The following is a 26,443-nucleotide window of genomic DNA, read 5'->3' as shown; positions in this document are numbered from 1 at the left end:
TTAGGCAGTGCGAAGCGTTAGCGAAGCACCGAAGCGAAGCGTAGTGCGGAATGCCCCGACCCTTGCGTCAGCAAGGGACACGCCCAAAAAAATCAAATTATTTTTTCAGAATAAATATAAGTTTATTTTAGGTGTAGCAAGTTAGCTGTATTATCACTTGTATTTTTGTTTGTCAATGGGTGTCCATAAGTTAGCTGGGTTAATACCTGGAAAGCCACTAAATTCCGTATAAGCTTTGAAGTTTTGAAATCTATCACTGGCTATAATGATATTTTGCGGCGACCACAAAGGAATACAAGGCTTCTGTTCGTGAATGATAGCCATCAAAGCATGATACAAAAATCGGGCTTTGTTCAAATTTTTGCCGTTTTTAATTGTTTCAATAAAGGCATCTGTACTTCCGTTTCCAAAACCTGTGTAATTTGCTCCTTTATTTTCCCAATTTTTAGTATGCCAAAACAGTTCAGGGTCTTGAAAGTCTACGTCTTCCACATTTTCAGCTAAATACATATCAAATTCATGCTCTTGTAGGGCTTTGAAGTAGTCTGCTAAATTCTTTTCATCAACTGTAACGGCAATACCCACATACCCGAGCGAACGAGTTACAAAATAAGCAATATATCTCTTATCAGGGCTAAGGTTGTTGATAAGTAAAGAAATGATAAAATCGGTCTTTTTGCCATTGATGTATTTATCTAAAATCCCATCATTGTCTGTATCCTGCCATCCTGCATCTTTGAGCAGTTGCTTAGCTTTTTTAATATCGTACTCCTGCAAAGGCAAGTTAGGATTGTAGGAAATTTCTTTGCTTGGAGAACCTGGCGAGCTTATCCTTACGCCATATCCTTTGAGAATAAACTTCATCATGCTATCAATAGGTAGCGCGTAAGCAACTGCCCTACGGATACGTATATCGTCAAAATAAGGGGTGCGGTCGTGAGGTCTTACATTCAAACCAAGATAAGAATATGCCAAAGTATTTGCTTTTCGGGTACGATAATGATAGTAATTACTGTCTAATTTTTCTATGTCCGTAAATTCTTTTACAGGTATGTTGTAGATAAGGTCCAAATAGCCCAATTTGAGCATAGTAATAGTTACAGACATTTCTTTTACAGTTTTGTAGATCAACCTTTTAGGATATGCCCCAAAAATAAGCTCACTATACTTTTTTAATTTATCGCCCCACCAGTTTGCTTTTCTTTCTAAAACTACTTCATCATTCGGAATCCACTTTACTACACGATAAGCCCCTGAACCATAAATTAAAGAAGGGTTGCGAACGTTGCTACTATCTGTAAAAAATTTAGCAAAGTTTTGTAAAAATGGGTCATTTTTAAGTTTTTCTTTTTCTTTTTTCAATTGGGGAAGGGTGAATTTAGCCATGTCATTTTGGCGGTCATAAAAATGTTTAGGCATTACAGGAATAGGGTAAATGATATTCTCTCCTATATCTGGCGATACAAAAATTTTGAACTTTTTTTTATCTTTTTTATCTATCACAACGTCTTCTATGCCCGCAAAGAATTCCTTTAAATACGTGCAAGGAATAAAAGGATTGTAAATGGCTTTTAAGGTAAAAAGAACATCTTCTGCAGTGATAGGCAGACCGTTATCCCATGTAGCTTCTTCACGAAGTTCACATAAGTAGTAAGAAGAGTCTCTGGATGCAATAGGCATCCTTTTGAGTAGCAGAGGTACTCTCTGCATTCTATCGGGTGTAACTGTGGTTAGGTATTGAAAGACTTGATTGGTAACAATTTTATCTATGTCATTTGCAACTAAGATAGGATTTATAGCACTAGGATCCTCTGGATGCCGAATATACACAGCATCGCCAATAGGTTTGGTATTATCAGAGCTTTGGGCAACAACAATAAAAAAAAACAAGCATAACAAGACTGTAAGAATACATTTTTTCATTATGGGCAAATATACAAATCAAACACAATAAAACAATCTTTTATGGAATGCTAAGAAAGTATAGTCTTTGCCCTGAATATTTATCTACATACTGCTCTTGAACGTAAGGTAAAAAAATACTATCTAAAACCGTATTTTTATTTGCTACAATGTGGTTGATGTGAAATTTCTTAATGAAGTCCAGCTTACTTTGACTAAGATTGACAAATGTCCCCTCTTTTTTTTGTTTTTCTACAAACTGATAGAATGGAAATAATTTAATATACTGTTGGTCTAAAAAATTAGGCTGTAATTTTAGTTCAAATATGTTTAGTGCTAAAAAGTCGTAAGGTTTTTTGTTTTGAATATAAGGCTTAGGAAAAGTGTGAAAGTAAAGATACCATATATAATTATTTTCAACTAATACTCCACCATATTCAGAAAAACGGTTTTTATTTTTGTTAATGTAGGCTACATATTCGGGGCTATATGTTGCCTTATACTTGTTGATTTGTACAGCGGAGGTATGAATAGCAGAATATAATAAAGCTGCTCCATACCCTAAAATTATAGTTATGGTACATGTTCTGATCCACTTTGGTTTAGTTGTACCTATCTCTATTAAAAGATTTATCCACAAAAAGACAACTAACATATACAGAGGTGCTGCGATGCAAGCAAAAAACTGCTCACTATCCCAAATGTAGTACAAAATTTGCCATGCTAATATACTACTTACAATACTCACATTCACAAAATAGAATAAATAATTCCTGTATTCTTTTGCGTTAATGTGTGCTTTAATGCTTTTAAGATAAATAAAGCTCAACAATATTAGGGGTGATAAGCTTAGCGAAAACACAAAGAGTATTTGAATTATATCCTTGGTGAGAATAATTAAAAATGAGTTATCGTAAAACCGTTCCCAGAAGGGTTTAGGAATACCTACAGGACTAACAATATAGTTTTCTGTCGGATAAAAAGCATAAAATAAAATACAATATAAGGCTGCACATAATGCAGGCAGTATTGTATAATATATTGCACTTTGGTTTACTATTTTTCCACTCCACGCCCATATCAATAGACAAATTAATATGATTGCAATAGCTGGTGCAGTAGTAATGTATAAAATAGGTAGAAACAATAAAATTATCATGGCAAGTACATATTGACGAGATTGGCTAAGCAAAACAAAGGCTATCAATATCATTACAATGGGGCTGTGCTTAGGCAACTGTATAAGTGAATTTATCCAATATAAGGTATAGCTCCCATAAATATGTGCGGTTAAATTTCCTAAACCTATGGGCTTAATAAAGAAAAAAAGCAGGGGAGTAAGAAAATGATAATAGTGTAAAGTTTCATTTTTAACCAGCTTTTTAAGAATAGCCAGCAGACCAACATAGAAATTGGCAAAGTAAATGCTGAATATAACCACACTACGAGCTAAATATCTGTTTTCTATATCAAAAATAGCGTTAAAACCTGCTTGTAGCCAAGGCGTAAAGTAGTGATAAGGATTAGGATAGTTAGGCTTTATCTGAAAATAATCAATATTTGTACTTTCTATGCCTGTGCGGTAAATAAATTCACTCAACCTTACATAATAAATGGTATCTATGTTGTCTGTAGAGATATGTGAAAAAGATAGCCCTAGATTATACAGATAGTTGATAATGGTAAAAACTAGGATAGCCGATATCCATATCCAGTGAGAATAATGTACTTGAAACTTAATTTGAGTTTCTATTTTAGTTTGTAGATTTTTTTTGTGAAGGTAGAGTAATATAGTTACAGCAGGTACCCACCCAGCGTTCATTATAGTTAGCCCTTGGGTTCGTACCAAAGCAACAAGCCAAACCCACAGAATGCTTCCTATGGTAGTAGTGGCAAATAACTTTGCAAACGGCTCATTTATTTTGATTTTACAAATGAGCAAAACAGCAAGACCTGTACTATGTAAAAGTAAAGCGTATAAAAGAGTATAAATCAAAAATTCCATCAGAAAAGATAAAATTAGACTATTTTTTTGTTTTTAGGGGTATCTATTTCATTATAGTTTAAGTCTTTTCCAAACGTTTCTTGTAATCCATATAAAGCCCAAAGTGCTAACCCTGCACTAAAAAGTGCAGTAATAATTGCCGAAGTAATGGTTCCTAAGGGTTTAAGAATTTGGAATAAAGTAGTAAGAATAATAACTGAACCACGCACAAAATTAGGGGTAGTAGTAGTTACTGTAGCTCGTAAATTTGTTCCGAATTGTTCAGATGCGATGGTTACAAAAACAACCCAATATCCTGTGCCTATACCCAGCACCAAATAAAACCAATAAAAAACCTGCATATTTTTTGGTATAGTCAAAAAAGTAATAGAGCTTATCAATGAGAATAAAATAAAGACAACTACTGTTTTTTTGCGAGATCTGAGAATTTGACTCAAAGTACCACTTAATACATCACCTATAGTCAAACCTATGTAAGTATACATTACTACTCGGGCTTGGTCTACTTTGGCAGTAACAGGAATAAGTCCAAATGCACGTGCAAATTCGGAGGACAAAGTGGTTAAAATGCCTACTACATACCATACAGGTAAGCCATTTAAGATACATTTAAGATAAGTTAAAAACCTATTGTAATTAGTAAAAAGCATCAGAAAATTTCCTCTGCTGATATTTTGCATTTCTTTAATTTGTTGAAACATGCCTGATTCAGAAACCCCTATACGTAGTAATAGTAACACGAGTCCTAATACACCTCCAACAAAATAGCTTAGTTTCCAATCCTGAAAATATTGATATACTAGACCTGCGGCTACCGCACCCATGGCACCCATAGAAACGACTATCATAGTACCATAACCGCGTTTTTCTTTACTCATCATTTCTGCTACTAAAGTGATACCCGCGCCTAATTCCCCTGCTAATCCTACACCAGAAATAAAGCGCATCACTGCATACATCTCTAAGTGATAAGCTGGAAAATCTGCTACCATTCCATTAAGAATATTAGCAATGGAGTACATCATAATAGAACCAAAAAGTACGGATAAACGCCCCTTTTTATCCCCTAATATTCCCCAAACAATACCTCCTATCAACATCCCACCCATTTGCATATTTAGTAAAAACAAGCCAATTCGCTCTAAGTCTTTTGGATCTGTAATTCCAATTGCTTGCAAACTGGGTAAACGCACAATACTAAATACAATAATATCGTAAATATCCACAAAGTAGCCCAAAGCTGCTACAATTATAACTGTATACACTGAACGGGTGTTGCTCATATAGTTTTTTAGTGATTATTCTACTATTTGTAGTTCCATTCTAATATCTTGCAAAGGTTTATCTTGGGCATCGCGGGGCACCTTAGCAATTTTATCTACCACATCCATACCTGAAATTACCTCACCAAATACAGTATACTGCATGTCTAAGTCAGGTCTACCGCCCAATGTATAATATATTTTCTTCTCCTCATCTGTGTATTGAATACCAAAATAGTTTTCCATCATGGTAAGTTCTTCAGGTTTTACAGGTCCTGCTTGTACAATATAGAATTGGGAACCGCTTGATTCTCTATGGGGATTAAGTATATCAGGTAGTCGTGCTGCAGCCACTGCTCCTCTTTTGTGTAAATGATTTCGTCTAATTTCTGCTTTAAGAGTATACCCAGGACCACCTTGCCCAGGCGGTATTTTTGAATTTGGATCTTTGGTTGTAGGGTCCCCACCTTGAATCATGAAACCATCTATGACTCTATGAAAGGTACTTCCGTTAATTGTTTTTTCTTTGGCTAACTTAATAAAATTATCTCGGTGAATAGGAGTATCATCATACAAAGCAACCACAATTTCACCGATTGAAGTAACTATTTTGACTTTTTTAAGTTTGGAGATATCTACTGTACCCGCAATATCAGACTTTGTTTTATGCTCCCCATTAAGTTGATGCTTTTCTGGTGTTTTGTTTTTTTGTACACAAGCTGATAATAAAACAAACAAACTAGATATTACGACTGTTAAGTTGTACATAGATAAGCAGCAAGATTGTACTGATCAAATTTTTATAGTTGGAACTGCTACCGATTCAACAATCTTTAATTTGAAAATTCTTTTTTGACCTAACTACACACAGACAAAAATTATTTGCAGCCATCACCACTTAAAGATATTTATTCTGCTCAAATCTACACTCTGGTGGTTCCTGAAAATGGCTATTAACATTGCTAAACCTACCACAGCTTCTGCCGCAGCTACACACATTACAAAAAAAACCATCATCTGACCTTCACTACGACCCAGATAAGAAGAGAATGCTACCAAAGTTAAATTAACTGCATTTAACATCATCTCTATACACATGAATAAAATAATAGCATTTTTTCGTGTAAGCACTCCTATGGTTCCGATAGAAAAAAGTATAGCGCTTACAACAAGATACAAGTTTAATGAAGGAGCAAACATCAAAGCAAAAATAAAAAACCTTTGTATTTCTACAAAGGTTTTTTGGTACCCAGGTTCGTTGAATTATTTTATGTTTTCAGGATTTACCCCACCGTTGCTATCAGTTTTAATTAGCATTAAAGCTTTTGCGCCTTTTGTTTTTTCGCTATCTGCTACTATAATAAATCCTCCATCTCTACACCTTGCTATAGATTTACCAATGTCTGAACCTGTACCACCAAAGTCTTTTTCTCCTGCATCGTTTCTAATAAGCTTATCATTTACTTTAACAAACCAGATATTATCCCCCTTAGCGCCTTTAGAGTTAGTAGAACCTACCAAAACATACCCATCAAGAGAGGAAGCAATAGCGTATCCTCTATCTTCCAGAGGTCCCCCGTAAGATTTATTCAATTTTGTGCTTCCATCTTCTTCTATACGCATTGCCCACATATCATACGGAGGAATATTGTTGTTAGGTGCAGTTTTGAAACTGTTAGATGAACCAAATATAATATATCCTTTTTTATCTATACTTTGTATAATTTGGCGAATGTGCTCGTCCTTTTTACCCACACCGCTGTATATTCTTGTCCATACAGTATCTCCTAATAATCCATTTAATTTCACTACATAGGGATCAACATCACCAGCAGCAGTATTATTACTTTCACCTGCTATAATTAGAAATTCTTCTGACCCTGCACCCCCAATAAGCTCAAAGCTAAATGCCATGTCTGTTTTTGGTGTCCCGTGAGTTCTATTCCATTTAACTTTAAGATCTTCTCCTATTCGTATCACATTAATGTCGTATTCTCCTGCGCCTGAACTATTTGTATATCCACAAATAACATAGTCTTTGTTGGGCGCTTGTCTAATATCATATCCCACATCATTTTTAGGTCCGCCATAGGTTCTTGAGGCTTCTACATTTCCCACAGAGGAGAATTTAACAATTATAATATCTTTTGCTTCTGGTTTACCAACCTCTCCTACTACCATGAAACCTCCGTCTGCAGTAGGGCACATACCGTGGGCTATTTCATCCTCGGGAGTATTATGTACTTTTTCCCATTCTACTTTTCCTGTACTGTCAAATTTCATTACCTTTATGTTTCGCTTACCTTCTTGTCCTTCTGTACAAAGCACCGCAAAACCATTGTCTTTAGTAATTAGAACTTTCTCAGCTTCTACTGTTTGGGCAGAAGGGTAGGTATATTGGAAGGTAATTTTAGATAAGTCAACCGTACTAATCAAAGCACCTGCGCTGTAGATAGTAACTGATTGTTTTTTTCCACTAGGCTCATAAACATACCAAACCGAGTCTTTTAGTCCATTTCTGTATATTCCAGAGGCTTTAAGGTTGCCGTTCTCATAATACTCTCTCGCTTCTCCGTTTTCCTTGTTATCCTTATAGAACTTTTCCTCTTTTAACTTTCCATCAGGATAGTAAAATGACCATTGACCCACCATTCTATTCTTTGCGTATTGACCTTTCTTCTGTAAAGCTTTTTTATTGTTGTAAAACTCATACTGCCCATCGCGCATGTTGGCCTTGAAAGTAGCTACTTCTCTCAGGTCTCCTGAGGGATAGTAGAACTTCCAAACACCATCTCGTTTGCCTTCATCGTAGTTACCTTCTTCTATTACTTTCCCTTCTTTACTCACTTTTTTGTACTCTCCGTGCTTTACTTCCTGTTTTTGTTCATTCTTGTAATAGGTATAAGTTTCTACACTGCCATCAGGAAGTTTGTTTTCTTCTTTTTTAAGGTTAGTAGGCTGCGCAAAAAGACTAACTTTTGAAAGTAGAAGTGCGCTGACGGCTGCAAGCACTTTGTTTATGAAAGTTCGCATAAATAACTTTATGTAAGGTTAAATGGTTTTATTATTTGGTGAAGCAAATATAATAGGTTTTGCAAATACAATACAAAAAAAAGAACAAAAAAAGTTTTTAAAGAAGTGCTTGGAGAATATCTTTATCATGTAAAGCATTTATTATCAGCGACTTACTTCTACATACTTCATCGCAATAATCGTTTCAAGAATCTGCTCTGGTGCAAAGCCCATCTCTCTATGAAGTTCTAGCTGTGTACCGTGCTCAATTACCCTGTCAGGAATTCCTAACCTTTTAACCTTATTTGTATAACCATAGTCAGCCATAAATTCCAATACTGCGCTACCAAATCCTCCCATCAGGCTACCATCTTCAATAGTCAGAATTTTTTCATATTTCTGACAGACATGATGCAGCAATTCCTCATCTAAGGGTTTTACAAAACGCATGTCATAATGTCCAATATAAATTTGGTTCTCTTGCAATTGAGGTTGAATTTGCAGTACATAGTTGCCTATATGTCCAATAGTCAGTACGGCTATTTCTTCCCCTTCTTGTATTATTCTACCTTTACCAATAGGAATTTTTTCAAAGGGTGTCCGCCAGTTTATCATAACCCCTTCACCACGAGGATAACGTATCACAAAGGGTCCTTTTGTATTGAAGGTAGCTGTGTACATTAAGTTTCGGAGCTCTTGTTCATTCATAGGGGCAGAAATAATCATGTTAGGAATACATCTAAAATAAGCAATGTCGTAACATCCGTGGTGGGTAGGTCCATCTGCACCAACTACACCTGCTCTATCTAAACAGAAAATAACAGGTAGTTCTTGGATGGCTACATCGTGAATCACTTGGTCATAAGCTCTTTGCATAAAAGTAGAGTAGATATTACAGAAAGGAATCATACCTTGTGTAGCTAAGCCTGCTGAAAGAGTAACTGCGTGTTGTTCGCAAATACCTACGTCAAACGCCCTGTGGGGCATTTCTTTCATCATAATATTCATGCTGCACCCTGATGGCATTGCAGGCGTAATACCTACGATTCTGTCGTTCATTCGGGCTAATTCTAACAAAGTATGCCCAAATACATCCTGATATTTTGGCGGTTGGGGTGTGTCAGGTTTCTTCGCAAAAGATTGCCCTGTAATTTTATCAAACGGGCTACTTTGAGCGTGCCATTTAGTTTGGTCTTTCTCTGCGGGGGCAAAGCCTTTACCTTTTACGGTAACTACGTGTAAAAGCTTAGGACCAGGTATATTTTTCAAGTCTCTAAGGGTATGTACAAGAGTATGTACATTGTGTCCATCTATAGGACCAAAATACCGTAAGCCAAGTGCTTCAAAGAGCATTCCTGGTTTGAGTATTGAAGCTTTCAAGCCATCTTCAATTTTGGATACAATTTTTTGTGGTATTTTACCCATTTTGCCGAGTAAGTTCCATAGCTCATCTCTAAATGTGTTGTACCATCTTGAAGTGGTTATATCGGTCAGATATTCTTTCAAAGCGCCTACGTTAGGATCTATGCTCATGCAGTTATCGTTGAGAATAATAAGCAAATCAGCCTTATCTGCTCCTGCATGGTTCATGGCTTCGAAAGCCATTCCTGCGGTCATAGCGCCATCGCCGATTACTGCGATATGGTGCTTATCCTTAATTCCTTTCAAGCGGCTGGCAATAGCCATACCTAACGCAGCAGAGATGGAGGTAGATGAATGCCCTACCCCAAAAGAGTCATATTTAGATTCTTTTCTTTTCGGAAATCCGCTTATACCTTTATATTGCCGATTGGTATGAAAAACATCTCTTCTGCCTGTCAAAATTTTATGTCCATAGGCTTGATGACCTACGTCCCACACTAATTCATCGTAAGGTGTGTTAAATACGTAATGCAGGGCTACGGTCAGCTCTACTACGCCCAAGCTTGCGCCAAAGTGTCCGCCATATACAGAAACTATGTCAATGATAAATTGGCGGAGTTCTTCGCAGACTTGTAGCAGCTTTTCTTGGGGTAGTTTGCGAAGGTCTTCGGGATAATCAATACTTTTAAGTAGTTTGCCTGGTTCAATTTTAGCTTGCATAACGGATTTCTGAAAAATGATGTAAAATAAACTACAATATGACTGATAAAGTTGCAAAGGTAATACTTTTATCAATAAACTTTATTTTTTGGGCGTGCCCTTGTGGGCATTCGCTGCGCTCATGCCCACAAGGTCGGCGTGCTACGGGCTACGCTAACGCTTCGGTGCTACGCTTCGCTCCGCACCGTGCTGACGCACGCCCTTCGCATGCCTCACGCAAAGGATCTCTGAAAAATTCGTTTCTCTGTAACTTATACAAAGTTTTAGCTTGTAAGTCCTTGTACTTCAAGCTTAAACAAGGTAAAGACATAACTGCACAGGTCATCTGCGTGAGGGGCATGGAGCATGCCCGCAAGGGCAGTACGAAGCGTTAGCGAAGTACCGAAGCGAAGCGCAGTGCGGAATGCCCCGACCCTTGCGTTAGCAAGGGGCACGCCCAAAAAAACTAAAAAATTCTTTCAAACCTGTATGCAAATAGCTTTGAAATCAAAACTAAGATTATCAAAAAACTTGCACAATTTCTTTCTTTCGCTTTTGCTGCTCCTGCTCGTAAATGTCCATAAAATGATTGACCTCAAAACCTAATATCAAAATGTAGCCCATTGTATAAAACCAAATCAAAACAATAATCAACGTAGCCAATGAGCCATATATCTTATTATAGCTAGTGGAATAGCTCAAAAATATCTTGAAACCTACACTAGACAGCGTGATAAGTACAGTGCTTAAACCTGCTCCTACGGAAAAAAATTTACGATTGCCCTTTTTAGCAGGTCCAATGTAATAGATTAAACAAAGCGAAAGATATATAAAACCAAAAATTACCGACCAGTTCAGAATAAGTAAAATGAGATAAAGCAATTGTCTATTTGTACCTTGCTTGCTTAAAAAAGGAATAATGGTATATTGCCAAAAAACTAAAAGCAAAGTCATAATAATAAAAAGTGTGAAAAGTATAGCCGTTATGCTGATAGCAGTAAGTTTGTTTTGAATGTAATTTCGGGTATAGTAGAGTTCGTGCTTCACTCTAAAAGTACTCATTAAAGTAGTGATGCCTCGCGTGGACATGTAAAGGGTCATGATAGCGCCAATTGAAAGTAAATTGCCCTGCTTATGAGTGATAATGTCTTTTATTGTTTCTTCCATCCAAGTAAAGACCTCTTTGGGTAGAATTTGTTTGAGATTATCCAAAACTTCTTGGTTCATTTTTTGGGCAGATAGCCCTGGTACAATGTGCGGTAAAAATGGAATTAAGGTAAATAAGAATATCAGAGCAGGGAACATAGCGAAAAAATAATTGTACGCCAAAGCCGCTGCACGCGTGCTGATGTCTTGTTCACGAGTGTCATTGTATGCCAGCTGTACTACATCCCATACTGAAATGGCATGTCTTTTATCTATGTACAGTTGGCTTAGCTTTTTCTCGGTAAAGGCATATCCCTTTTGATAAGCACTTTGGAGAAAAAACCTAATTTTTTGAAACATAAAGCTCTATTTATCATCTGCGTATTTTTCATCATTAAGCAAAGCACTTAAAAAAATATAAGCAGGTATAATCAGCCCATTGGTTAAAAAAATTCCGATAACCATCAAAGCTCTGACCAATCCCACATCTAAACCAAAATAGTTGGCAATACCACCTGCTAAGCCAAATATTTTTCTGTTGTGCTTACTTGTACCAAATTTAATCGGTCTGCCTTTATATTTTGCTAAATCCGATTCTAATACATAGCTACCTGTTTTTTCGTTATAGACTACTTTTCTGCCATCACTTAATACTTTATACTTTTCTTTTTTACGGGGGGGTGGAACAGTCAAAACCTGTACTAAAAAACTAATTCCTGTAATCACGGTTAGAGCTAAGGTGATACCTACATACGTTTGCGAACCTAACAAGCCTGTAAATAAAATCAAAGCACCCATAATTGCCGTAGCTAATGCTAAAACTGTGGTAAAATTAAGAAAACTAGGTTCTTTTTCTTTTGTAGTAGGTCTTTCTAACTCATTGAGAAAAAGACTGGTTTCCAATTCTAATTGCTTCATCATTTCAGGGGTCATTTCTAACTGATGAAGATCTCGGTCTTTTGATTTATCTGCAAATTTGCTCTTTTCAAACATAGTTTTCAGTCCGTAGTGTACGGAAAAGACTGCCCAAAGATACATAAAAAAGGTTCAGCAGCATATATTTTGTGTTATAGCTCATTCATAAGGTATTTGTACATTTCCAACATAGCAATAAGGTCTTTTTTATGTATGAGTTCATTGTACGCATGTACATTTTGCTCGGGAGCGCCTATAAAGCACCAATCCATTAAAACAGGGCTGCGCTGAATTTCTGATCCATCTGATCCACCTGCTTGCTCTACTTCTAACTGAAACGGAATACCCGATCTATGGGCTAAATTGAGAATTTTATCTAAATATCTTCTTCGTGGAATATATCTATCTCGTAAACTAATAGCTACACCTTTTCCAAGTTGAACTCCTTCTGTAGCCCATGTAATATCACATATTAGCGCTTGCTCAATTCCATAGTGCTTCTGAATAAAATGGGCTAAAAAGCCTACTGTACCTCCCCCATGCTCCTCATAGCAAGAGAACACAATTATTCCATTTTCTAAATTTTGACATAATTGCAGAGTTACCCATAAACCTGCGCGGTTATCTATGTAGCAGCATTGTAGTGTGTCTTTTCTTTCTTGCCAAACAGGTTTGAAAGTTAGTGTTGTACCTCTGTCTACTAAGCGTTCAAAATTCAAAAACAGTCTTTCTTCACTCTCCGATAGCAAAATAGGGGCTTCAATTTTACCTTTGCTATCCTGTCCCACGAGCATAATGCCTGTTTCATATTCAGGTGAACCAATAGGAATAAGTTCATTTTGGTATCCTACTGTAAAGCCAGTACTATCTATGTGTGTAAAAATGGCTGCTTTTGGTTTGCCAAATACCCAAACTAAACAATCCTGAAAAATGTGCACTTTGGGTACACATTTCCATTTCTTCGCATAATTTTGAAGGTAGTTCATTAACCAATCCGTTAGTACATATTCGCTGCCCGAAGGAGCAGGAATACTACACAATTCTTTGAGCAGAGAAAAGGAGGTTTTTGACATTTTTTAAAAAGAAAAAGGTAATGGTAATGGTTTTTTAGAGTGCTCTATTTAGTTTTTTCGCCCCGCTTCTCGGGGCGAAAAAACCTACTTCATCATTATATCTCACAATAAACCTAAACTTTTTACTTAGCGCCAAGCTGTACACGCCTAAATGCTACTACTTTCAAGTTAGGATCAAACTCCTGTAAGTATTTAAGCACAGTTTTGCCGTTATCCTTGACAAACTCTTGTTGAAGCAAGGTAGCTTCTTTGAAGAATTTTTGCAACTTACCTTGTGCAATTTTTTCTATTATATTTTCAGGCTTACCTTCTTGGCGAGCTAATTCTCTGCCAATTTCAAGTTCGCGGTCTATAATTTCTTTGGGAACAGAAGTTTCATCAATAGCAATCGGATTAAGCGCAGCAATCTGCATAGCAATTGACTTACCTACTTCTTCTATGCCTTCTTTTGAAGAACCTTCTAACGATACAAGTACGCCTATACGATTACCAGGATGAGTATAGCTCACTATTACTCCGTTGCTGCTTAAATACACGGATTTGCTGATAGTAATTTTCTCTCCAATTTTAGCCATTAAGTCCAAAAGATGATCGCTAATTTTTTTGTCATCAATCATTTTATCTGATAAGTGTTCAGGATTGTCTATTTTTTCAGACAAAGCTATTTGAGCTAACTTTTGTGCAAATGCACTGAACTCTTCATTTCGGGCTACAAAGTCTGTTTCACAATTGAGCTCAATTATGGCACCACTTTTTTTATCTTGAGCTACTGCGCATACTACTAAACCTTCTTTGGCTTCCTTATCTTGGCGATTTGCGGATATTTTTTGCCCTTTTCTACGAAGAATTTCTATTGCTTTTTGAAAATCGCCCTGTGCTTCTTCTAGTGCTTTTTTACAATCCATCATGCCTGCGCCCGTTTGCTGGCGTAACTTGTTAACTTCTGCAGCTGTAATTTGCATATACTTCAAGTATTTAGAAAGCAAAATTACAAAATCCTTTTTAAGACAAAATCAAACTTTTTATTTAATTTGTATGCAAAAATGTGGAAGTACTTATATTGCCAACTTGTTGTGTATTTGCCTATTTGTGTATTTGGACAAAATGTAAAGGATACCCTTGTTGCTTTTTTTAATTTCAAAGTAGTAGCAAGCTACCAACTACCTGCTGCAGATCTAGCAAAACGTTTTGGCAGTCATGGCACAGTAGGCGCAGCCATAGGTTATAAAAACAAGCGCAACTGGTTATGGAGCGGATATAGCACGATTACATTCGGTAAAAAAATCCGCGAACCTAATCACTTACAAAATCTATGGACAAGCCAAAATACAATTATTGGCGTAGATGGAAGAAACGCAGCTATTAGTCGTTATCATAGAGGATATCAAATAGGAATTCAAGCGGCTAAAATTTTCTCTCATATAGGCGGTGTAAACCCTAATTGTGGGCTTTTTGTACAAGGTGGACTCGGATACATCCAGCATAAAATTCGCATAGAAACCATTGGGAATACAGTATACGATCTAAACAGAGGTAGTGTAGAAGGTTACGACCGTTTATGCGGAGGTTTATTACTCAATCAGTGCGTTGGATACCTATTTTTGGACAACAGTAGATTAGCTAATTTTTTCATAATGCTAGAAAGCATTCAAGGTTTTACACGCAGCTTGCGAAGGATACAATACGATGTCCCTAATCCTGACTTGCGCATCCGAATAGATATGGCTTTTGGTATAAAAATTGGATACATGCTAACTTTTTACAGAAATGTAGAAATAGACTACTTTTAAGTTGTCATAAAAGCAAGGAATTTTACAAAATTTTTCTTATCTTTGAACCCTGAATGCTTACGGTAACCGAAGAAAACTACCTCAAAGCTATCTATAAGTGCCAGACTACCCACACTGTAGCTACGACCACTCAATTAGCCGAGCTTCTCAACACCACAGCGGCTTCAGTTACAGACATGCTTAAAAAACTGTGCGAGAAAAATCTTGTCATTTATGCAAAATATCAAGGAGCTTGCTTATCAGAGGAGGGTAAAAAAATTGCTTTGCAGATTATTCGTAAGCATAGATTGTGGGAAGTATTTTTAGTAGAAAAATTAGGCTACACTTGGGACACAGTTCATCCTATTGCAGAACAGTTAGAGCATATCCAATCCGATGACTTGATAGATAAACTAGACAAGTTTCTTAATTATCCTCAGTTTGACCCACATGGCGATCCTATTCCAAACGCACAAGGTAAAATTGTAGTACAACCTCAATGTCCATTGTCCGCGTTGAAGCCCAAAGAAAAAGGCAGCTTCACAGGAGTTGCTGACCACAGCCCTGAATTCTTGCGCTACTTGAACAAAATCAACCTTAAATTAGGCGATATTTGCGAAGTATATGAGGTAAATGAGTTTGACAAATCCATGTTGCTTAAAATAAACAGTGTAAAAATATCTTTAAGCGAACCTACAGCTAAAAATATATTGGTCTGCATCATAGATAAAAATGAGTAAAAACATTGTCATTTCAGGAATTACCAAAGGTATAGGTTTAGCCATAGCGCAGAAATTTCTCAACGCTCATCAGTGGAATGTGTATGGTTTTGCTCGACAGCCCTCAATGTGGAACTACGTACCTGAACATACAACTGCCACAAATGTTGCTCAAAACTTTAACAAAGAAGTAGAATACCATTACGAGGGTGCTTATACAAGCCGTTTGTGCATAGATGCTGTAGATGCTCAACAAACTGAACAAGTTATTTCCTTTGCAGAGAAGCTCAAAAGTTTAAGTAATACTGTGCCTTATTTGTATCAAAAAACGGATATTTTAGTCAATAATGTAGGAATGTACCGTACAGGTTCATTATTTGACGAGTCTGATGCGCAATGGCAGCAACTTTGGAAGGTAAATCTCGATGCAGCTTATTATCTGACAAAGTATTTGTATCCTACTTTTGGCAAAGGTACGCATATTTTTAATATCTGCTCAATTGCTTCAAAGGACATTGTCGCAGAAGCGCCTTCGTATAGTATCACAAAAATGGCTTTGTACGGACTACATAAAGCAATGGTAAAAGAGCTTGAACCTAAGGGCATCAAAGTAACTGCTATTTTACCTGGTTCGGTTTATACGGATTCGTGGAAGGATGCTCCCCAAAATGTAAAAGATGAAATTATTCCTCCCGAAGACATTGCGGCGTTAATTTGGGATATTTATCATTTAGCTTCTCAAACTGTGGTTAAAGAAATTGAGATTAGACCTATGAACAAGTAGAGGCACTTACTACAAATAGCAAATATGTAAGTCTGAAAGATAATTTTATTTTTTTGGGCGTGCCCCTTGCTGCGCAAGGGTCGGGGCATTCCGCACTGCGCTTCGCTAACGCTTCGCACTGCCTAACGGCATGCTTCATGCCCCTCACGCAATTGACCTGTGCAGTTATGTCTTTACCTTGTTTAAGGTTGAAGTACAAGCACTTACAAGCTAAAACTTTACATAAGAAACAGAAAAACGGTTGTTTCAGAGATCTCTTGCGTGAGGCATGCGAAGGGCGTGCGTCAGCACGGTGCGAAGCGAAGCGTAGCACCGAAGCGATAGCGTAGCCCGTAGCACGCCGACCTTGCCCACACAAGCGCAAGCGAAGTGTGGGCAAGGACACGCCCAAAATATTATTTTTTCATGGCTTCAAAAAAACACCTTCTACAACGAGGTTCATAAAAGTCCTTCTCACCTATCAAAATGGTACCCTTATCCTGCTGATGTATTCGATAAGAGTGATTAGCTATATTGCCACAAACCGCACAAATAGCATGCACCTTAGTTACATACTCTGCAATTGCCATTAAACTGGGCATAACTCCAAAAGGTCTACCTCTATAATCTTGGTCTAATCCTGCAATAATTACTCGCACACCTTTATTGGCTAAATACTGAACTGCATCTACTAAACCTTCATCAAAAAATTGGGCTTCATCAATTCCGACGACCTGAATTCCCTGCCCCAATAAAAATAACTCCTGCGAACTTTGTACTACCGTACAGCGAATTTGATTTTCGTTATGAGAAACGATGCTGTCCACACTGTAACGATTGTCCAGCATGGGTTTGAATATTTCTACTTTTTGCTTTGCAATCAAAGCTCGCCGAAGTCTGCGAATGAGCTCTTCTGTTTTGCCAGAAAACATACTACCGCAAATTACCTCTATCCAGCCTGAATGGTGAGAAATGGGTTCTACAAACATAGCTGACAGCAATTAGTTAGATACTTGTACAGCCTGACGTTGAATAAATACAGGATAGAAGGTAAACTTCTGCACGTCTAGTTTCCAAACATTAGGTTTTTCTGTGGGTTCAAAGCCAAGCTTTGGGTAATGGTCTTTGACCATTCCATTTTTGGCAGTAGGAATGTACTCCCCAATGATAAACTTAAAATTGTTATTTTGCGCATACTCTACGATGGTATTGAGCGCAAATTGCTCTACGCCTCGTTTAAGTACTCGGCAGCTCATTAGCCAAGTGTCTATGAATAAGGTTTCTGAGTCCTGTCTTTGCAAAATAATTACACTGATTAAGCCATAACTTCCAAATTTGTCAGTTAAACAAAAATAGAATGTAGCATAATTTTTATCTTGGGCGATGCGTTCTATGTCTGCTTCTGTGTAGCGAATAGTGCGTAAATTAAACTGATTAGAACGCTGGGTAAGCTGCGCAATACGAGGTACGTAAAAAGAATGGCTAAAATCACCTACTTCGGCAACCATATTCAAGCTCTGTAAGTACTCTTCAATGGAACAGTACTGTGCTTGAGCTTTTCTGCGCATATCTTCAACTTGATACATTTGTGTGCGAGCGGTATCATCTTGGGTAAAAGATGCGGTTTCGAAAAGATTCAAGCTTTCTAGATAAGTTACATACTCTGCGGGGTCTTCGGGCAGTTCGGGTACACAAACTTCGGGTAGCTGCATACGAACTAAATTTCGTTCAAAAGGACTATCATCCAAAAAAACCATGCTATCAAAACCAATTTCTAATATGCTCTGAATATATCGAATGTTGTCTGCTTTATTTTCCCAATTTGCTACAAAAACAGCAATATCTTTTAATCGTAATACCATGTCAGGATGCTTTTCAAAAGGTTCTTTGGCAGTAGCTTCATCATTTTTGCTGCATACGCATAAGATAATTCCACGCTCTTTGAGTTTTTTGGCATAGTACTGTAAATCCGTAAAAGCTTTGCCTATACCTATCTCTCCTATTTGAATATTCTCCATGCCATCATCGCCAATAATGCCGCCCCAAAGGGTGTTGTCTAAGTCTAAAATTAAGCACTTTTTGAACTTTCCTTCAAGACTTAATATAATGTCCACTACACTTTTGGCTATGTAGGGTAAAAAATCCACATCGTATACTTGATTAGCTGTATAATACAAGCTGGGCTTGAATACTTTTTCTAATCCTAACCTGTTTTGCAAAGCAGACATGTCTTGAATAAACACATTTTTGTACTCCTGGGCTTTGTCCATAAGCAAAGTATTAAGCTTTCGGACTTGATATAACCAAGAATAACGAGTTTTATTTGCATAATTCCCAAAAACAGCATCATCTACTTCTGTGAGATTGCTGAAAATGATATTTGTTTTAAGATACTGATTGATGGTTTGCCACCACTGTAAAGCTTTTTGAATGTAGTTTTCTGCAAACTCTGCTTTTTGGTTTAAATCTAACTCGTTGAATTTAATTTGCTGCTTTTTAGCTGCTGTGGAGATAAAAATGTAGTGAGGTTGAAAATGATACAACGAACTTTGAGGATTAAGTATCTCCACATCAATAGAGTCAAAATCGGCTTCATAGATAGAGAGTTTAATTTTATTTTCGTACGCTACGGCTTTGAGCATATCGCAGAGTTTTTGGGTAGCAAAATCACCTAAAACAGCTAGTTTTAGCTCATATAGTAGTTCAATATCTTGTTTGAGTACTTTTTTGTACTCGGAATAGGTTTTCATGATACAATAATACAAAAAACCTTGCCACTTTTATTGTGGTAATTTGACGGAACTACTGCATTACACCATTGCAAAAAGATAAAAATTTGTTAAAGCATAAGTTAAAAATTGGTAAAAAACGCAAACACATTAGTTTGATATGAACTTTTATCTTTTATTTTTGTTGGCAAAACACGTATGCGTACTACCCTGTTCATTTTAGTTGTATTGAGCACTTTTGCATTTGCACAAAAAAAAGGTATTTTAATTGGTACGGTCAAGGATAAGAATACACAAGAATTTCTACCTGGTGTGAGTATATTCGCAGATAGCACTATGGGTACTTTAACCGATGAGAATGGGAACTACCGCTTAGAGCTACCTGTGGGCAGTTATAACATTACAGCAAAATTGATTGGATATAAAACTCAAACCAAAGCAGACGTAGTAATTACATCAGGAAATACTTTATCGCTTAACTTTGAGTTAGAAGATGCTGCACAAACTACAAATGAAGTTGTGGTAGAAAGTAGTTTTTTTCAGCAGCCGATTGAAAGTCCGAACTCTTTGCGTACATTAAGCTATCAAGAAATACGAAATAACCCTGGGGGAAATTTTGATATTTCAAAGGTTGTACAATCTTTACCTGGGGTAGGTGGCTCTATTGGTTTTAGAAATGACATCATTGTACGCGGAGGGGCGCCTAATGAAAATGTGTTTTACTTGGATGGAATAGAAATACCGAATATCAACCATTTTGCTACGCAGGGCAGTGGAGGAGGTCCCGTGGGTATATTGAATGTCAGCTTTATTGAAGATGTATCTATGAGTACTAGTGCTTTTTCAGCAAGGTACGACAACGCCCTTTCGTCAGTTCTTCAATTTAAGCAAAAAAATGGAAGTACTGAACGCACACAAGGTAATTTAAGATTAAGCGCCACTGAATTCGCAGGAACAGTAGAAGGCTACTTTGGAAAGAATAGAAAAACAACCTATCTATTTTCTATTCGCAGGTCATATTTGCAGTTTCTGTTCAAAATTATAGAGCTTCCTTTTTTACCTGATTATTGGGACAATCAATTTAAGATTCATCGTCAAATAGATAAAAACAACGAAGTTTACGTTATTGGTATAGGCGCTTTGGATGATTTTAGACTTAATATTCCTGAAAATGCCAGTTTAGAGCAGCAGCGGATTCTTAATCAAATTCCTATATTCAAACAATATTCTTACACACGCGGTATAGCTTGGAAAAGATTAGTCAAAAATGGGTATATGCAATTAGCGGTAAGCCGAAATGTACTTCAAAACTTTGCAGAAAAATACGATGACAATGATGAAAGTAATCCTTCTAAAAAGCGCTTAAAATTCGTTTCTCGTGAAGCAGAAAACAAAATTCGTTGGGAAATGAACAAATACATCCAAAAATGGAAGTTTTCCTACGGAGCTATGGCACAATATGTTACTTACAAAATGGACTCATATAACCGCATACGCCAGGAAATACGCGATGTAAATAATAATCTTATTCAGCCTGCAATTATACTGAATTTTCAAACGAAGTTGAATTTCTTCAAGTTCGGTGCTTTTGGACAAATTGCTCGCAGCTTCATGGGAGATCGACTACGCACCTCATTCGGTATACGTACCGATATGAACACTTTTACTGAAACAGGAATGAATCCTTTACAAACTTTATCTCCTCGTTTTGCAATAGCTTATTCTTTTACAGATAAATGGGCTATCAATGCGTCTGCGGGAAGATATTACAAAACTCCATTTTATACAGTGTTAGGATTCAAAGATAATAACGGGAATTATGTCAATAAGAATGTGCGTTACATTCAATCAGATCACTTAGTAACAGGCATAGAGTACATTCCTGCAAAAGCAACTCGCATCACCATAGAAGGTTTTTACAAGTGGTATGATAACTATCCTGTTTCAAATAGAGATAGTATTTCTTTGGCAAATTTAGGGGGGGATTTTGGTATTTTGGGAAATGAAGATGTTACTGATATTGGAAAAGGCAGAAGCTACGGAGTAGAGTTTTTATTTCAACAAAAATTTACCAAAAACTTCTATGGTATATTAGCTTATACTTTATTTTGGAGTGAGTTCACAGGTTTTGACCGTAGTAAATACATTCCTTCTGCATGGGATAATAGGCACTTACTTGCTTTTACGGGGGGCTATAAATTCAAACGAAATTGGGAACTGGGAGTAAAGTATCGTTTCTTAGGTGGTACGCCATACACACCGTATGATACCTTAGCTTCAAGACTAAACTATGCCACTACGGGACAAGGAGTATTGGATTATCGCAGGTTCAACACGCTTCGTTTAGAGCCATTTCAATCTCTTGACGTACGGTTAGATAAAAAATGGAATTTTAACAAATGGACTTTAGATATTTTTATTGACATAGTGAATTTATTGGATAGCCCAAATTGGGCACCTGCAAGCTACACTTTCAAAATAGACAATCAAGGACCTGATATTTACGACACAACGGATGGGAATGCTTTGAACATTGATGGCTCTAATGCTAAGCCCACTTATGTACAAAATAGAAGCAGTTCACGTTTGCCAAGTGTTGGCTTTATTATTGAATTCTGATTGTTCTAACTAAAAAGTTCTTCCTGTTTTGCAAAAACTCAATCTGTTTTTAAGTACTTGTACACTTGTTTAGCAGTATGTACGATATACAAGCCTGCGGGCAGTGAATTCGTTAAAATTACTTCGTTTTCATAAGGTAGCAACGTTTTTTCAAAAACAATTCTTCCATTGATATCTGTTATTTTGAGAATGTTGAGTTTGTCTACATTCTGAAATTGTATAAGATGAGGTAACATTAAAATTTTTTCTTCCTTCTGCTGATTTTCTTCCTGCACAGTAGTAAGACCTGATGCGGTAAAGTTAAATACCAATGTATCCCCTAAAGTGGGAGCACCGCTTGCGTATACGTATATGACTACTGTACCTGTACCTGTATATGTAAAAGGATTAGTTTCTAACTTGATAAAACCTTGCGTTAATCCACTAATAGGATGCATTGTTCCCATGCTAGGTACGCCTGTGTAGCAATTATTGTAATCACACAGGTTACAAGCCCAGGTAGTAGGAATAGAATTACTAAACCTAATCCATTTCAGGATCAAAGTGCCTGAAGTTTGGTTTATCATGTTAATTTGTGTGCTAGTAAAAGTATTGGGCGGTAAATTGACAGATAAACTTGTGCTGGGGGTACATACAAATGGACTCTGTGCCCATACCAAAGAGGAAAACAAAAGTAAAATGGAGTAGTATATTTGTTTCATATAGCAAAGATAAACGCATAGACTATTTGTTTCAATACGTAGGTAAGTTTATGTAACTTTGGTATCAGAAAAATCAAAGAGTTTGTACGAATTTTGTACTATCAAATATATGTTAGCTAAGCTAAAAACATGGACAGTTCGGCGGGCAATATATCTGGTAGCAGGAATTTTTTTGGTCATTTTGTCAGTTGTTGAAAAGGAGTTTTTAGGCACTTTAATAGGTGCATATTTCATGATTATGGCAATTTTTAATGTGGGATGTGCAGCAGGATGCTGCACAAATAACGTATGCAAAACCTCTCACTTTGACTCAAGTATTGAACAAAAAAATTAAAAAGGAGAAATATATGCAAGACGAAAATAAAAAAACGTTTAGTGAGTTAGTAAGAGAAGAACCTCTGCTATTGGTAGATTTCTTTGCAGAGTGGTGCGGACCTTGCAAAATGATGAAGCCTATTTTAGAAGAAGTAAAACAAGAAATAGGCGATAAAGCTAAAATTATCAAAATTGATGTAGATAAAAATCCTTTGGTAGCTACTGCGTACCGAATACAGGGAGTACCTACTCTTATGTTATTCAAAAATGGTGAACCTGTATGGCGCCAAGCAGGTGTAGTACCTGCACATTATTTAGTAAGTTTAATCAACCAATACTATACAGAAAACTAATATGAAAAAGGCTTACTTTATTATTGCATATTTGGGGATATTTTTACTTGCTTGTCAGTCGCAGCAGCCAGGGGTATACAATCTAGACGCGGTAAGTTTCAATGCTAAGCTATCAGAAAAAAAGAATGAAGCTATCATTCTTGATGTCAGAACCCCCGAAGAGTTTAGCACAGGACATATAGAAAAAGCACAAAACATTAATTATCACGCCCCTGACTTTCAGCAGAAAATCAATGCACTAGATAAAAATAAGCCCTATTTTGTCTACTGCTTGGCTGGAGGTAGAAGCAGCGCCGCAGCTAAATATATGCGTCAAAATGGCTTCAAAGAAGTCTACAATTTATCAGGTGGAATTTCAGAATGGCAGCAACAAGGGCTACCCATAGTAACTCAAAGTCCAAATCTACCTACACAAGATAAAATTTCTACTCAAGAATACCAAAAGATTATACAGTCTAAACCACGCGTACTGATAGACTTCTACGCGCCTTGGTGCATTCCTTGTATTAAAATGAAACCTTTTTTGGAAGAGTTAGAAAAGGAGCATAGCCAAGACGCCGCTATTGTACGTATAAACGTGGAAGAGAATAAAAACCTAGCTAATCAAATGAAAGTACAGAACATACCTGTTCTAATTTTGTACGAAAAAGGGAAAGAAGTATGGAGGCACCAAGGCTTTATAGATAAACCCTCTCTCAAAAAGGTACTTACGCAAAAATACTAGTCCACAGCAATAGGTTTAGCGAATTGTTCGCTACTGCAAAACGCGGTAGCGATTTTATTTTGTTACAAGTAGGTTAAGTTGTTTTTATTCTTTTATATTCATTCCATACAAAAAATAAAGCTTATTCTATTGCAATGCCGTAGAACTTTGCACCCCTTATGCCTACTACCATAGTATTGAGATAAACTGCGGGACTTGCTTCTATGTTATATCCCAAATTCAATTTTGAAAGTATTTTACCTTGCTTACCTTCTATCAAAAATATGTTACCTTGTGAGTCGCACTGTACAATGTACAAATTTTTGTCAGGGTCATATATACCTACGGGAGAAGACCATGTATAATTAGGTAATTCCAACCGCCAAACTTCTTTGCCTGTACGTGTATGAAGTGCAACCATCAAGCCGCTATTGAGATTTTTATACCTTGCAGGTGAAAAAATAACTAAACTATCTTTGGAATTTTTAGACAAAACAGGACTAGCTAATAGACCCCCATTCACAGGATGCGAACCTTGTATAGTGCTACACTTGTATGAGACTTCCCAAATAATTTGACCTGTTAAGCCGTGTATTTTGCGTAAAAATGTATATCCTGAACTGCCTTGTTTGTCTACTTCACAGCCTGTGTATAAAAAAGGAACACCATTTTCTACTTCAATAAGAATACTCGCATCTGTATCATCAGTTACATCTGTAGCCCATACAGGTTTAAGCGTGCATATATCTATACACTGCAAATATCCGCTATTATCTGCGAAATAGACTAAGTTTTTATACGCCGCAATAGAGTTTTCTGTGCCTATTTGTCCCTTTTTAGGAGATTGATAGCGATACTTATATACTTTTGGCTGAACGCTAATTTTAGCTTGTGAAAGGTCAAATTGTGTATTGAGTTTAATGTAATAAAACAAACCATTTTCGCCGTTGAGGTACATAGCATCAGTGAAGCGGTTGATCAGAGGTGAGCTGTCAAAAGCGCCCCATTTACGATAAGCTAATGCGTCAATTCCTTTGATAAAGTATATTTCTTTACCATCAATTAAGCTAAAAATACGAAAGCCAATTTCACCATTTTGAGGAATTCCCTGACCGCAATATAATAAAGGATACCCGCGAGGATCCACAGAAACAGAACCTTTGATAGGATTTTTTACGTCAATAGGTGGGCGAGAAGGTTTGCCTGTAGCTAAATCCAAAAAATAAATTTTTCCATCCAAAGAGGCATAGATTACTTCCACAAAATTTTTATCCTGCTTGTAAGTAGGTTTAAGGTTCATAATAGCTTTTATCTTTTCGCTCCATTTGACAATAGCAGGTTGACCTGTCCAGCCTGCACCTCCGCCCCAGCGCCCACTGCTGCTAGTATTAAATTCCCAAATTAAGCGCAATGCAGAGGGACTTTTTTGTAAATATCCAAATGAAGCCGTATTACGAAAGTGATTACCTCTAAAGCACAAAATGCCTTCAATACTATCTGTTTCGTAGTAAGGTTCGCGTAAAAATTCATTCTCATTGAGCATCTCTGCGGTAATTGGTTTATCTTCGTAAAACCATTCGTATTGCAATCCTGCAATTCTTTGAGGATTAAATTCCACTTTGATAGGTTTAGGTTGTTCTACTTTTTTGATTTTGTTTGTATCTAAATTTTGTTTCTGGGTAGAGTCTTTATGTTGGCACTTAGCCGTAGTTAGAATAAGTATTGAAATTACTGCGATTAAGGTATTGCCAATTTGCACGGGGCAAAAATAGAATAAAGCCTAAAAGCTGTAAAGTAAAAAATGTTGTGTTTGTTATTTTATATCAAGCCGTGTTTTTTGAGGGCAATGGTGATTTTTCTTTGGATAATGTTATCGGGGATACGTTTATATTCTTCCGAAAGTTTGAAGTTCTTTAAATTCATCAGCCATTCTTGCCAATCCTTGTGTAGAGAGGGAGGGATGTCTTCGGGCAGTAATTCACAGACTGCGACAAGTAAATCGCCTTCGTAAAATTTAGCTTTTATCCACAGGTTTTGTTGCAGAGCACGCAAAGCTATTTGCAGAATGTATTCAAGATATAGTTTGCGTTCCAGTAGTAGCCGTATGTCTTCATTGGTAAAATCCTCTAAGGGCTTTATAGCCAATCTATTGACCTTTTTGTCTTCTACGCTAATTGGGGCGTATTCTAATTCGGGATAGTAGATAGCTCCAGCTAGCTGTGATAGAGTTGGCATAACTAAAAAAACAAATTTTTTCAACGTAAAGTTGTATAAGTTGTGGAGTAAAGTGTGTTTACTTTTTTATCAATTTCTGTTTTAGATAATTTTTTGGGCGTGCCCTTGCCCACACTTCGCTTGCGCTTGTGTGGGCAAGGTCGGCGTGCTACGGGCTACGC

The 26,443-nt window shown here is 36.9% G+C and carries 27 protein-coding genes; 10 read left to right on the top strand and 17 right to left on the bottom strand.

Features of this window, described 5'->3' with window-relative positions:
* Positions 1–7: 7 nt before the first annotated feature.
* A complete protein-coding gene (locus NZ519_03100) occupies positions 8–145 on the top strand; it encodes a hypothetical protein (protein ID MCS7027730.1) in 138 nt (45 codons plus the stop codon).
* Positions 146–153: 8 nt separating this feature from the next.
* On the opposite strand, the gene NZ519_03095 is transcribed toward NZ519_03100, so the two are convergent.
* The 7 genes from NZ519_03095 to dxs form a co-directional block, all read right to left on the bottom strand.
* Positions 154–1,923, bottom strand: a complete 1,770-nt coding sequence (locus NZ519_03095) for an ABC transporter substrate-binding protein (GenBank protein MCS7027729.1) — start codon at positions 1,921–1,923, stop codon at positions 154–156.
* A 40-nt stretch (positions 1,924–1,963) separates the two neighbouring features.
* A complete protein-coding gene (locus NZ519_03090; GenBank protein MCS7027728.1) occupies positions 1,964–3,844 on the bottom strand; it encodes a hypothetical protein in 1,881 nt (626 codons plus the stop codon).
* 77 nt (positions 3,845–3,921) lie between these two features.
* Positions 3,922–5,190 carry an MFS transporter gene (locus NZ519_03085; protein MCS7027727.1) on the bottom strand — a complete coding sequence of 423 codons (1,269 nt, stop codon included), beginning with the start codon at positions 5,188–5,190 and terminating at the stop codon, positions 3,922–3,924.
* Between the two features lie 15 nt (positions 5,191–5,205).
* Positions 5,206–5,937 carry a peptidylprolyl isomerase gene (locus tag NZ519_03080; protein ID MCS7027726.1) on the bottom strand — a complete coding sequence of 244 codons (732 nt, stop codon included), beginning with the start codon at positions 5,935–5,937 and terminating at the stop codon, positions 5,206–5,208.
* A 123-nt stretch (positions 5,938–6,060) separates the two neighbouring features.
* Positions 6,061–6,369: an NADH-quinone oxidoreductase subunit NuoK gene (gene nuoK / locus NZ519_03075; GenBank protein MCS7027725.1), complete on the bottom strand. Its 309-nt coding sequence runs from the start codon at positions 6,367–6,369 to the stop codon at positions 6,061–6,063.
* 63 nt (positions 6,370–6,432) lie between these two features.
* Entirely contained in the window at positions 6,433–8,202 is a 1,770-nt protein-coding gene (locus NZ519_03070; GenBank protein MCS7027724.1) for a toxin-antitoxin system YwqK family antitoxin, read from the bottom strand.
* 144 nt (positions 8,203–8,346) lie between these two features.
* Positions 8,347–10,263 carry a 1-deoxy-D-xylulose-5-phosphate synthase gene (gene dxs / locus NZ519_03065; GenBank protein MCS7027723.1) on the bottom strand — a complete coding sequence of 639 codons (1,917 nt, stop codon included), beginning with the start codon at positions 10,261–10,263 and terminating at the stop codon, positions 8,347–8,349.
* A gap of 38 nt (positions 10,264–10,301) precedes the next feature.
* Here dxs and NZ519_03060 point away from each other — a divergent pair, with 38 nt between their 5' ends.
* Both NZ519_03060 and NZ519_03055 read left to right on the top strand, forming a co-directional pair.
* Positions 10,302–10,637 carry a hypothetical protein gene (locus NZ519_03060; protein ID MCS7027722.1) on the top strand — a complete coding sequence of 112 codons (336 nt, stop codon included), beginning with the start codon at positions 10,302–10,304 and terminating at the stop codon, positions 10,635–10,637.
* Positions 10,609–10,848: a hypothetical protein gene (locus NZ519_03055; protein MCS7027721.1), complete on the top strand. Its 240-nt coding sequence runs from the start codon at positions 10,609–10,611 to the stop codon at positions 10,846–10,848. The genes NZ519_03060 and NZ519_03055 overlap by 29 nt, the downstream gene beginning before the upstream one ends.
* Here NZ519_03055 and NZ519_03050 read toward each other — a convergent pair.
* The 4 genes from NZ519_03050 to tsf all read right to left on the bottom strand — a co-directional run bounded on the left by NZ519_03050 (position 10,765) and on the right by tsf (position 14,338).
* On the bottom strand, positions 10,765–11,748 hold the full coding sequence (locus NZ519_03050; GenBank protein ID MCS7027720.1) for a YihY/virulence factor BrkB family protein: 984 nt from the start codon (positions 11,746–11,748) through the stop codon (positions 10,765–10,767). The two genes, NZ519_03055 and NZ519_03050, sit on opposite strands and share 84 nt — an antisense overlap.
* Positions 11,749–11,754: 6 nt before the next feature.
* Positions 11,755–12,426: a PspC domain-containing protein gene (locus NZ519_03045; protein MCS7027719.1), complete on the bottom strand. Its 672-nt coding sequence runs from the start codon at positions 12,424–12,426 to the stop codon at positions 11,755–11,757.
* A gap of 29 nt (positions 12,427–12,455) precedes the next feature.
* Entirely contained in the window at positions 12,456–13,376 is a 921-nt protein-coding gene (locus NZ519_03040) for an aminopeptidase (protein ID MCS7027718.1), read from the bottom strand.
* Between the two features lie 122 nt (positions 13,377–13,498).
* A complete protein-coding gene (gene tsf, locus NZ519_03035) occupies positions 13,499–14,338 on the bottom strand; it encodes a translation elongation factor Ts (GenBank protein MCS7027717.1) in 840 nt (279 codons plus the stop codon).
* A gap of 111 nt (positions 14,339–14,449) precedes the next feature.
* Here tsf and NZ519_03030 point away from each other — a divergent pair, with 111 nt between their 5' ends.
* The 3 genes from NZ519_03030 to NZ519_03020 are packed head-to-tail and all read left to right on the top strand — an operon-like array spanning position 14,450 to position 16,648.
* Entirely contained in the window at positions 14,450–15,166 is a 717-nt protein-coding gene (locus NZ519_03030) for a hypothetical protein (protein MCS7027716.1), read from the top strand.
* Positions 15,167–15,219: 53 nt separating this feature from the next.
* Positions 15,220–15,885 carry a metal-dependent transcriptional regulator gene (locus tag NZ519_03025; protein ID MCS7027715.1) on the top strand — a complete coding sequence of 222 codons (666 nt, stop codon included), beginning with the start codon at positions 15,220–15,222 and terminating at the stop codon, positions 15,883–15,885.
* Complete coding sequence (locus NZ519_03020; GenBank protein MCS7027714.1) at positions 15,878–16,648, top strand: SDR family oxidoreductase; 771 nt, start codon at positions 15,878–15,880, stop codon at positions 16,646–16,648. Before NZ519_03025 ends, NZ519_03020 begins: the two co-directional genes overlap by 8 nt.
* Here NZ519_03020 and NZ519_03015 read toward each other — a convergent pair.
* The 3 genes from NZ519_03015 to NZ519_03005 are packed head-to-tail and all read right to left on the bottom strand — an operon-like array spanning position 16,635 to position 19,377.
* A complete protein-coding gene (locus tag NZ519_03015; protein MCS7027713.1) occupies positions 16,635–17,039 on the bottom strand; it encodes a hypothetical protein in 405 nt (134 codons plus the stop codon). The two genes, NZ519_03020 and NZ519_03015, sit on opposite strands and share 14 nt — an antisense overlap.
* A gap of 4 nt (positions 17,040–17,043) precedes the next feature.
* The gene (locus tag NZ519_03010) at positions 17,044–17,616 is read right to left on the bottom strand and encodes a thymidine kinase (protein ID MCS7027712.1); all 573 of its coding nucleotides are present in this window, start codon (positions 17,614–17,616) and stop codon (positions 17,044–17,046) included.
* A 12-nt stretch (positions 17,617–17,628) separates the two neighbouring features.
* Positions 17,629–19,377 carry an HAD-IIIC family phosphatase gene (locus NZ519_03005; GenBank protein MCS7027711.1) on the bottom strand — a complete coding sequence of 583 codons (1,749 nt, stop codon included), beginning with the start codon at positions 19,375–19,377 and terminating at the stop codon, positions 17,629–17,631.
* 177 nt (positions 19,378–19,554) lie between these two features.
* On the opposite strand from NZ519_03005, the gene NZ519_03000 reads away from it, so the two are divergent.
* Positions 19,555–21,975 (top strand): TonB-dependent receptor, encoded by a 2,421-nt coding sequence (locus tag NZ519_03000; protein MCS7027710.1) that lies wholly within the window; start codon positions 19,555–19,557, stop codon positions 21,973–21,975.
* 38 nt (positions 21,976–22,013) lie between these two features.
* Here NZ519_03000 and NZ519_02995 read toward each other — a convergent pair whose 3' ends face one another.
* Positions 22,014–22,676, bottom strand: coding sequence for a hypothetical protein (locus NZ519_02995; protein ID MCS7027709.1), 663 nt, complete (start codon positions 22,674–22,676; stop codon positions 22,014–22,016).
* Positions 22,677–22,785: 109 nt separating this feature from the next.
* Between NZ519_02995 and NZ519_02990 the strand changes: the two genes are divergently transcribed.
* The 3 genes from NZ519_02990 to NZ519_02980 are packed head-to-tail and all read left to right on the top strand — an operon-like array spanning position 22,786 to position 24,068.
* Positions 22,786–23,010 carry a hypothetical protein gene (locus NZ519_02990; GenBank protein ID MCS7027708.1) on the top strand — a complete coding sequence of 75 codons (225 nt, stop codon included), beginning with the start codon at positions 22,786–22,788 and terminating at the stop codon, positions 23,008–23,010.
* Positions 23,011–23,023: 13 nt separating this feature from the next.
* A complete protein-coding gene (gene trxA / locus NZ519_02985; GenBank protein MCS7027707.1) occupies positions 23,024–23,344 on the top strand; it encodes a thioredoxin in 321 nt (106 codons plus the stop codon).
* Position 23,345: 1 nt separating this feature from the next.
* Positions 23,346–24,068, top strand: coding sequence for a thioredoxin domain-containing protein (locus tag NZ519_02980; protein MCS7027706.1), 723 nt, complete (start codon positions 23,346–23,348; stop codon positions 24,066–24,068).
* Between the two features lie 121 nt (positions 24,069–24,189).
* Here NZ519_02980 and NZ519_02975 read toward each other — a convergent pair whose 3' ends face one another.
* Together NZ519_02975 and NZ519_02970 are read right to left on the bottom strand one after the other, a co-directional pair.
* Positions 24,190–25,806 carry a pyrrolo-quinoline quinone gene (locus NZ519_02975; GenBank protein MCS7027705.1) on the bottom strand — a complete coding sequence of 539 codons (1,617 nt, stop codon included), beginning with the start codon at positions 25,804–25,806 and terminating at the stop codon, positions 24,190–24,192.
* Positions 25,807–25,865: 59 nt separating this feature from the next.
* Positions 25,866–26,282: a contact-dependent growth inhibition system immunity protein gene (locus tag NZ519_02970; GenBank protein ID MCS7027704.1), complete on the bottom strand. Its 417-nt coding sequence runs from the start codon at positions 26,280–26,282 to the stop codon at positions 25,866–25,868.
* Positions 26,283–26,443: the final 161 nt, after the last annotated feature.

The organism is Bacteroidia bacterium (genome assembly GCA_025056095.1).
Taxonomy (GTDB): Bacteria; Bacteroidota; Bacteroidia; order JANWVE01; family JANWVE01; genus JANWVE01.
Note: the sequence above shows the minus strand (reverse complement) of the source record. Positions and strands in the feature narration are given on the sequence as shown.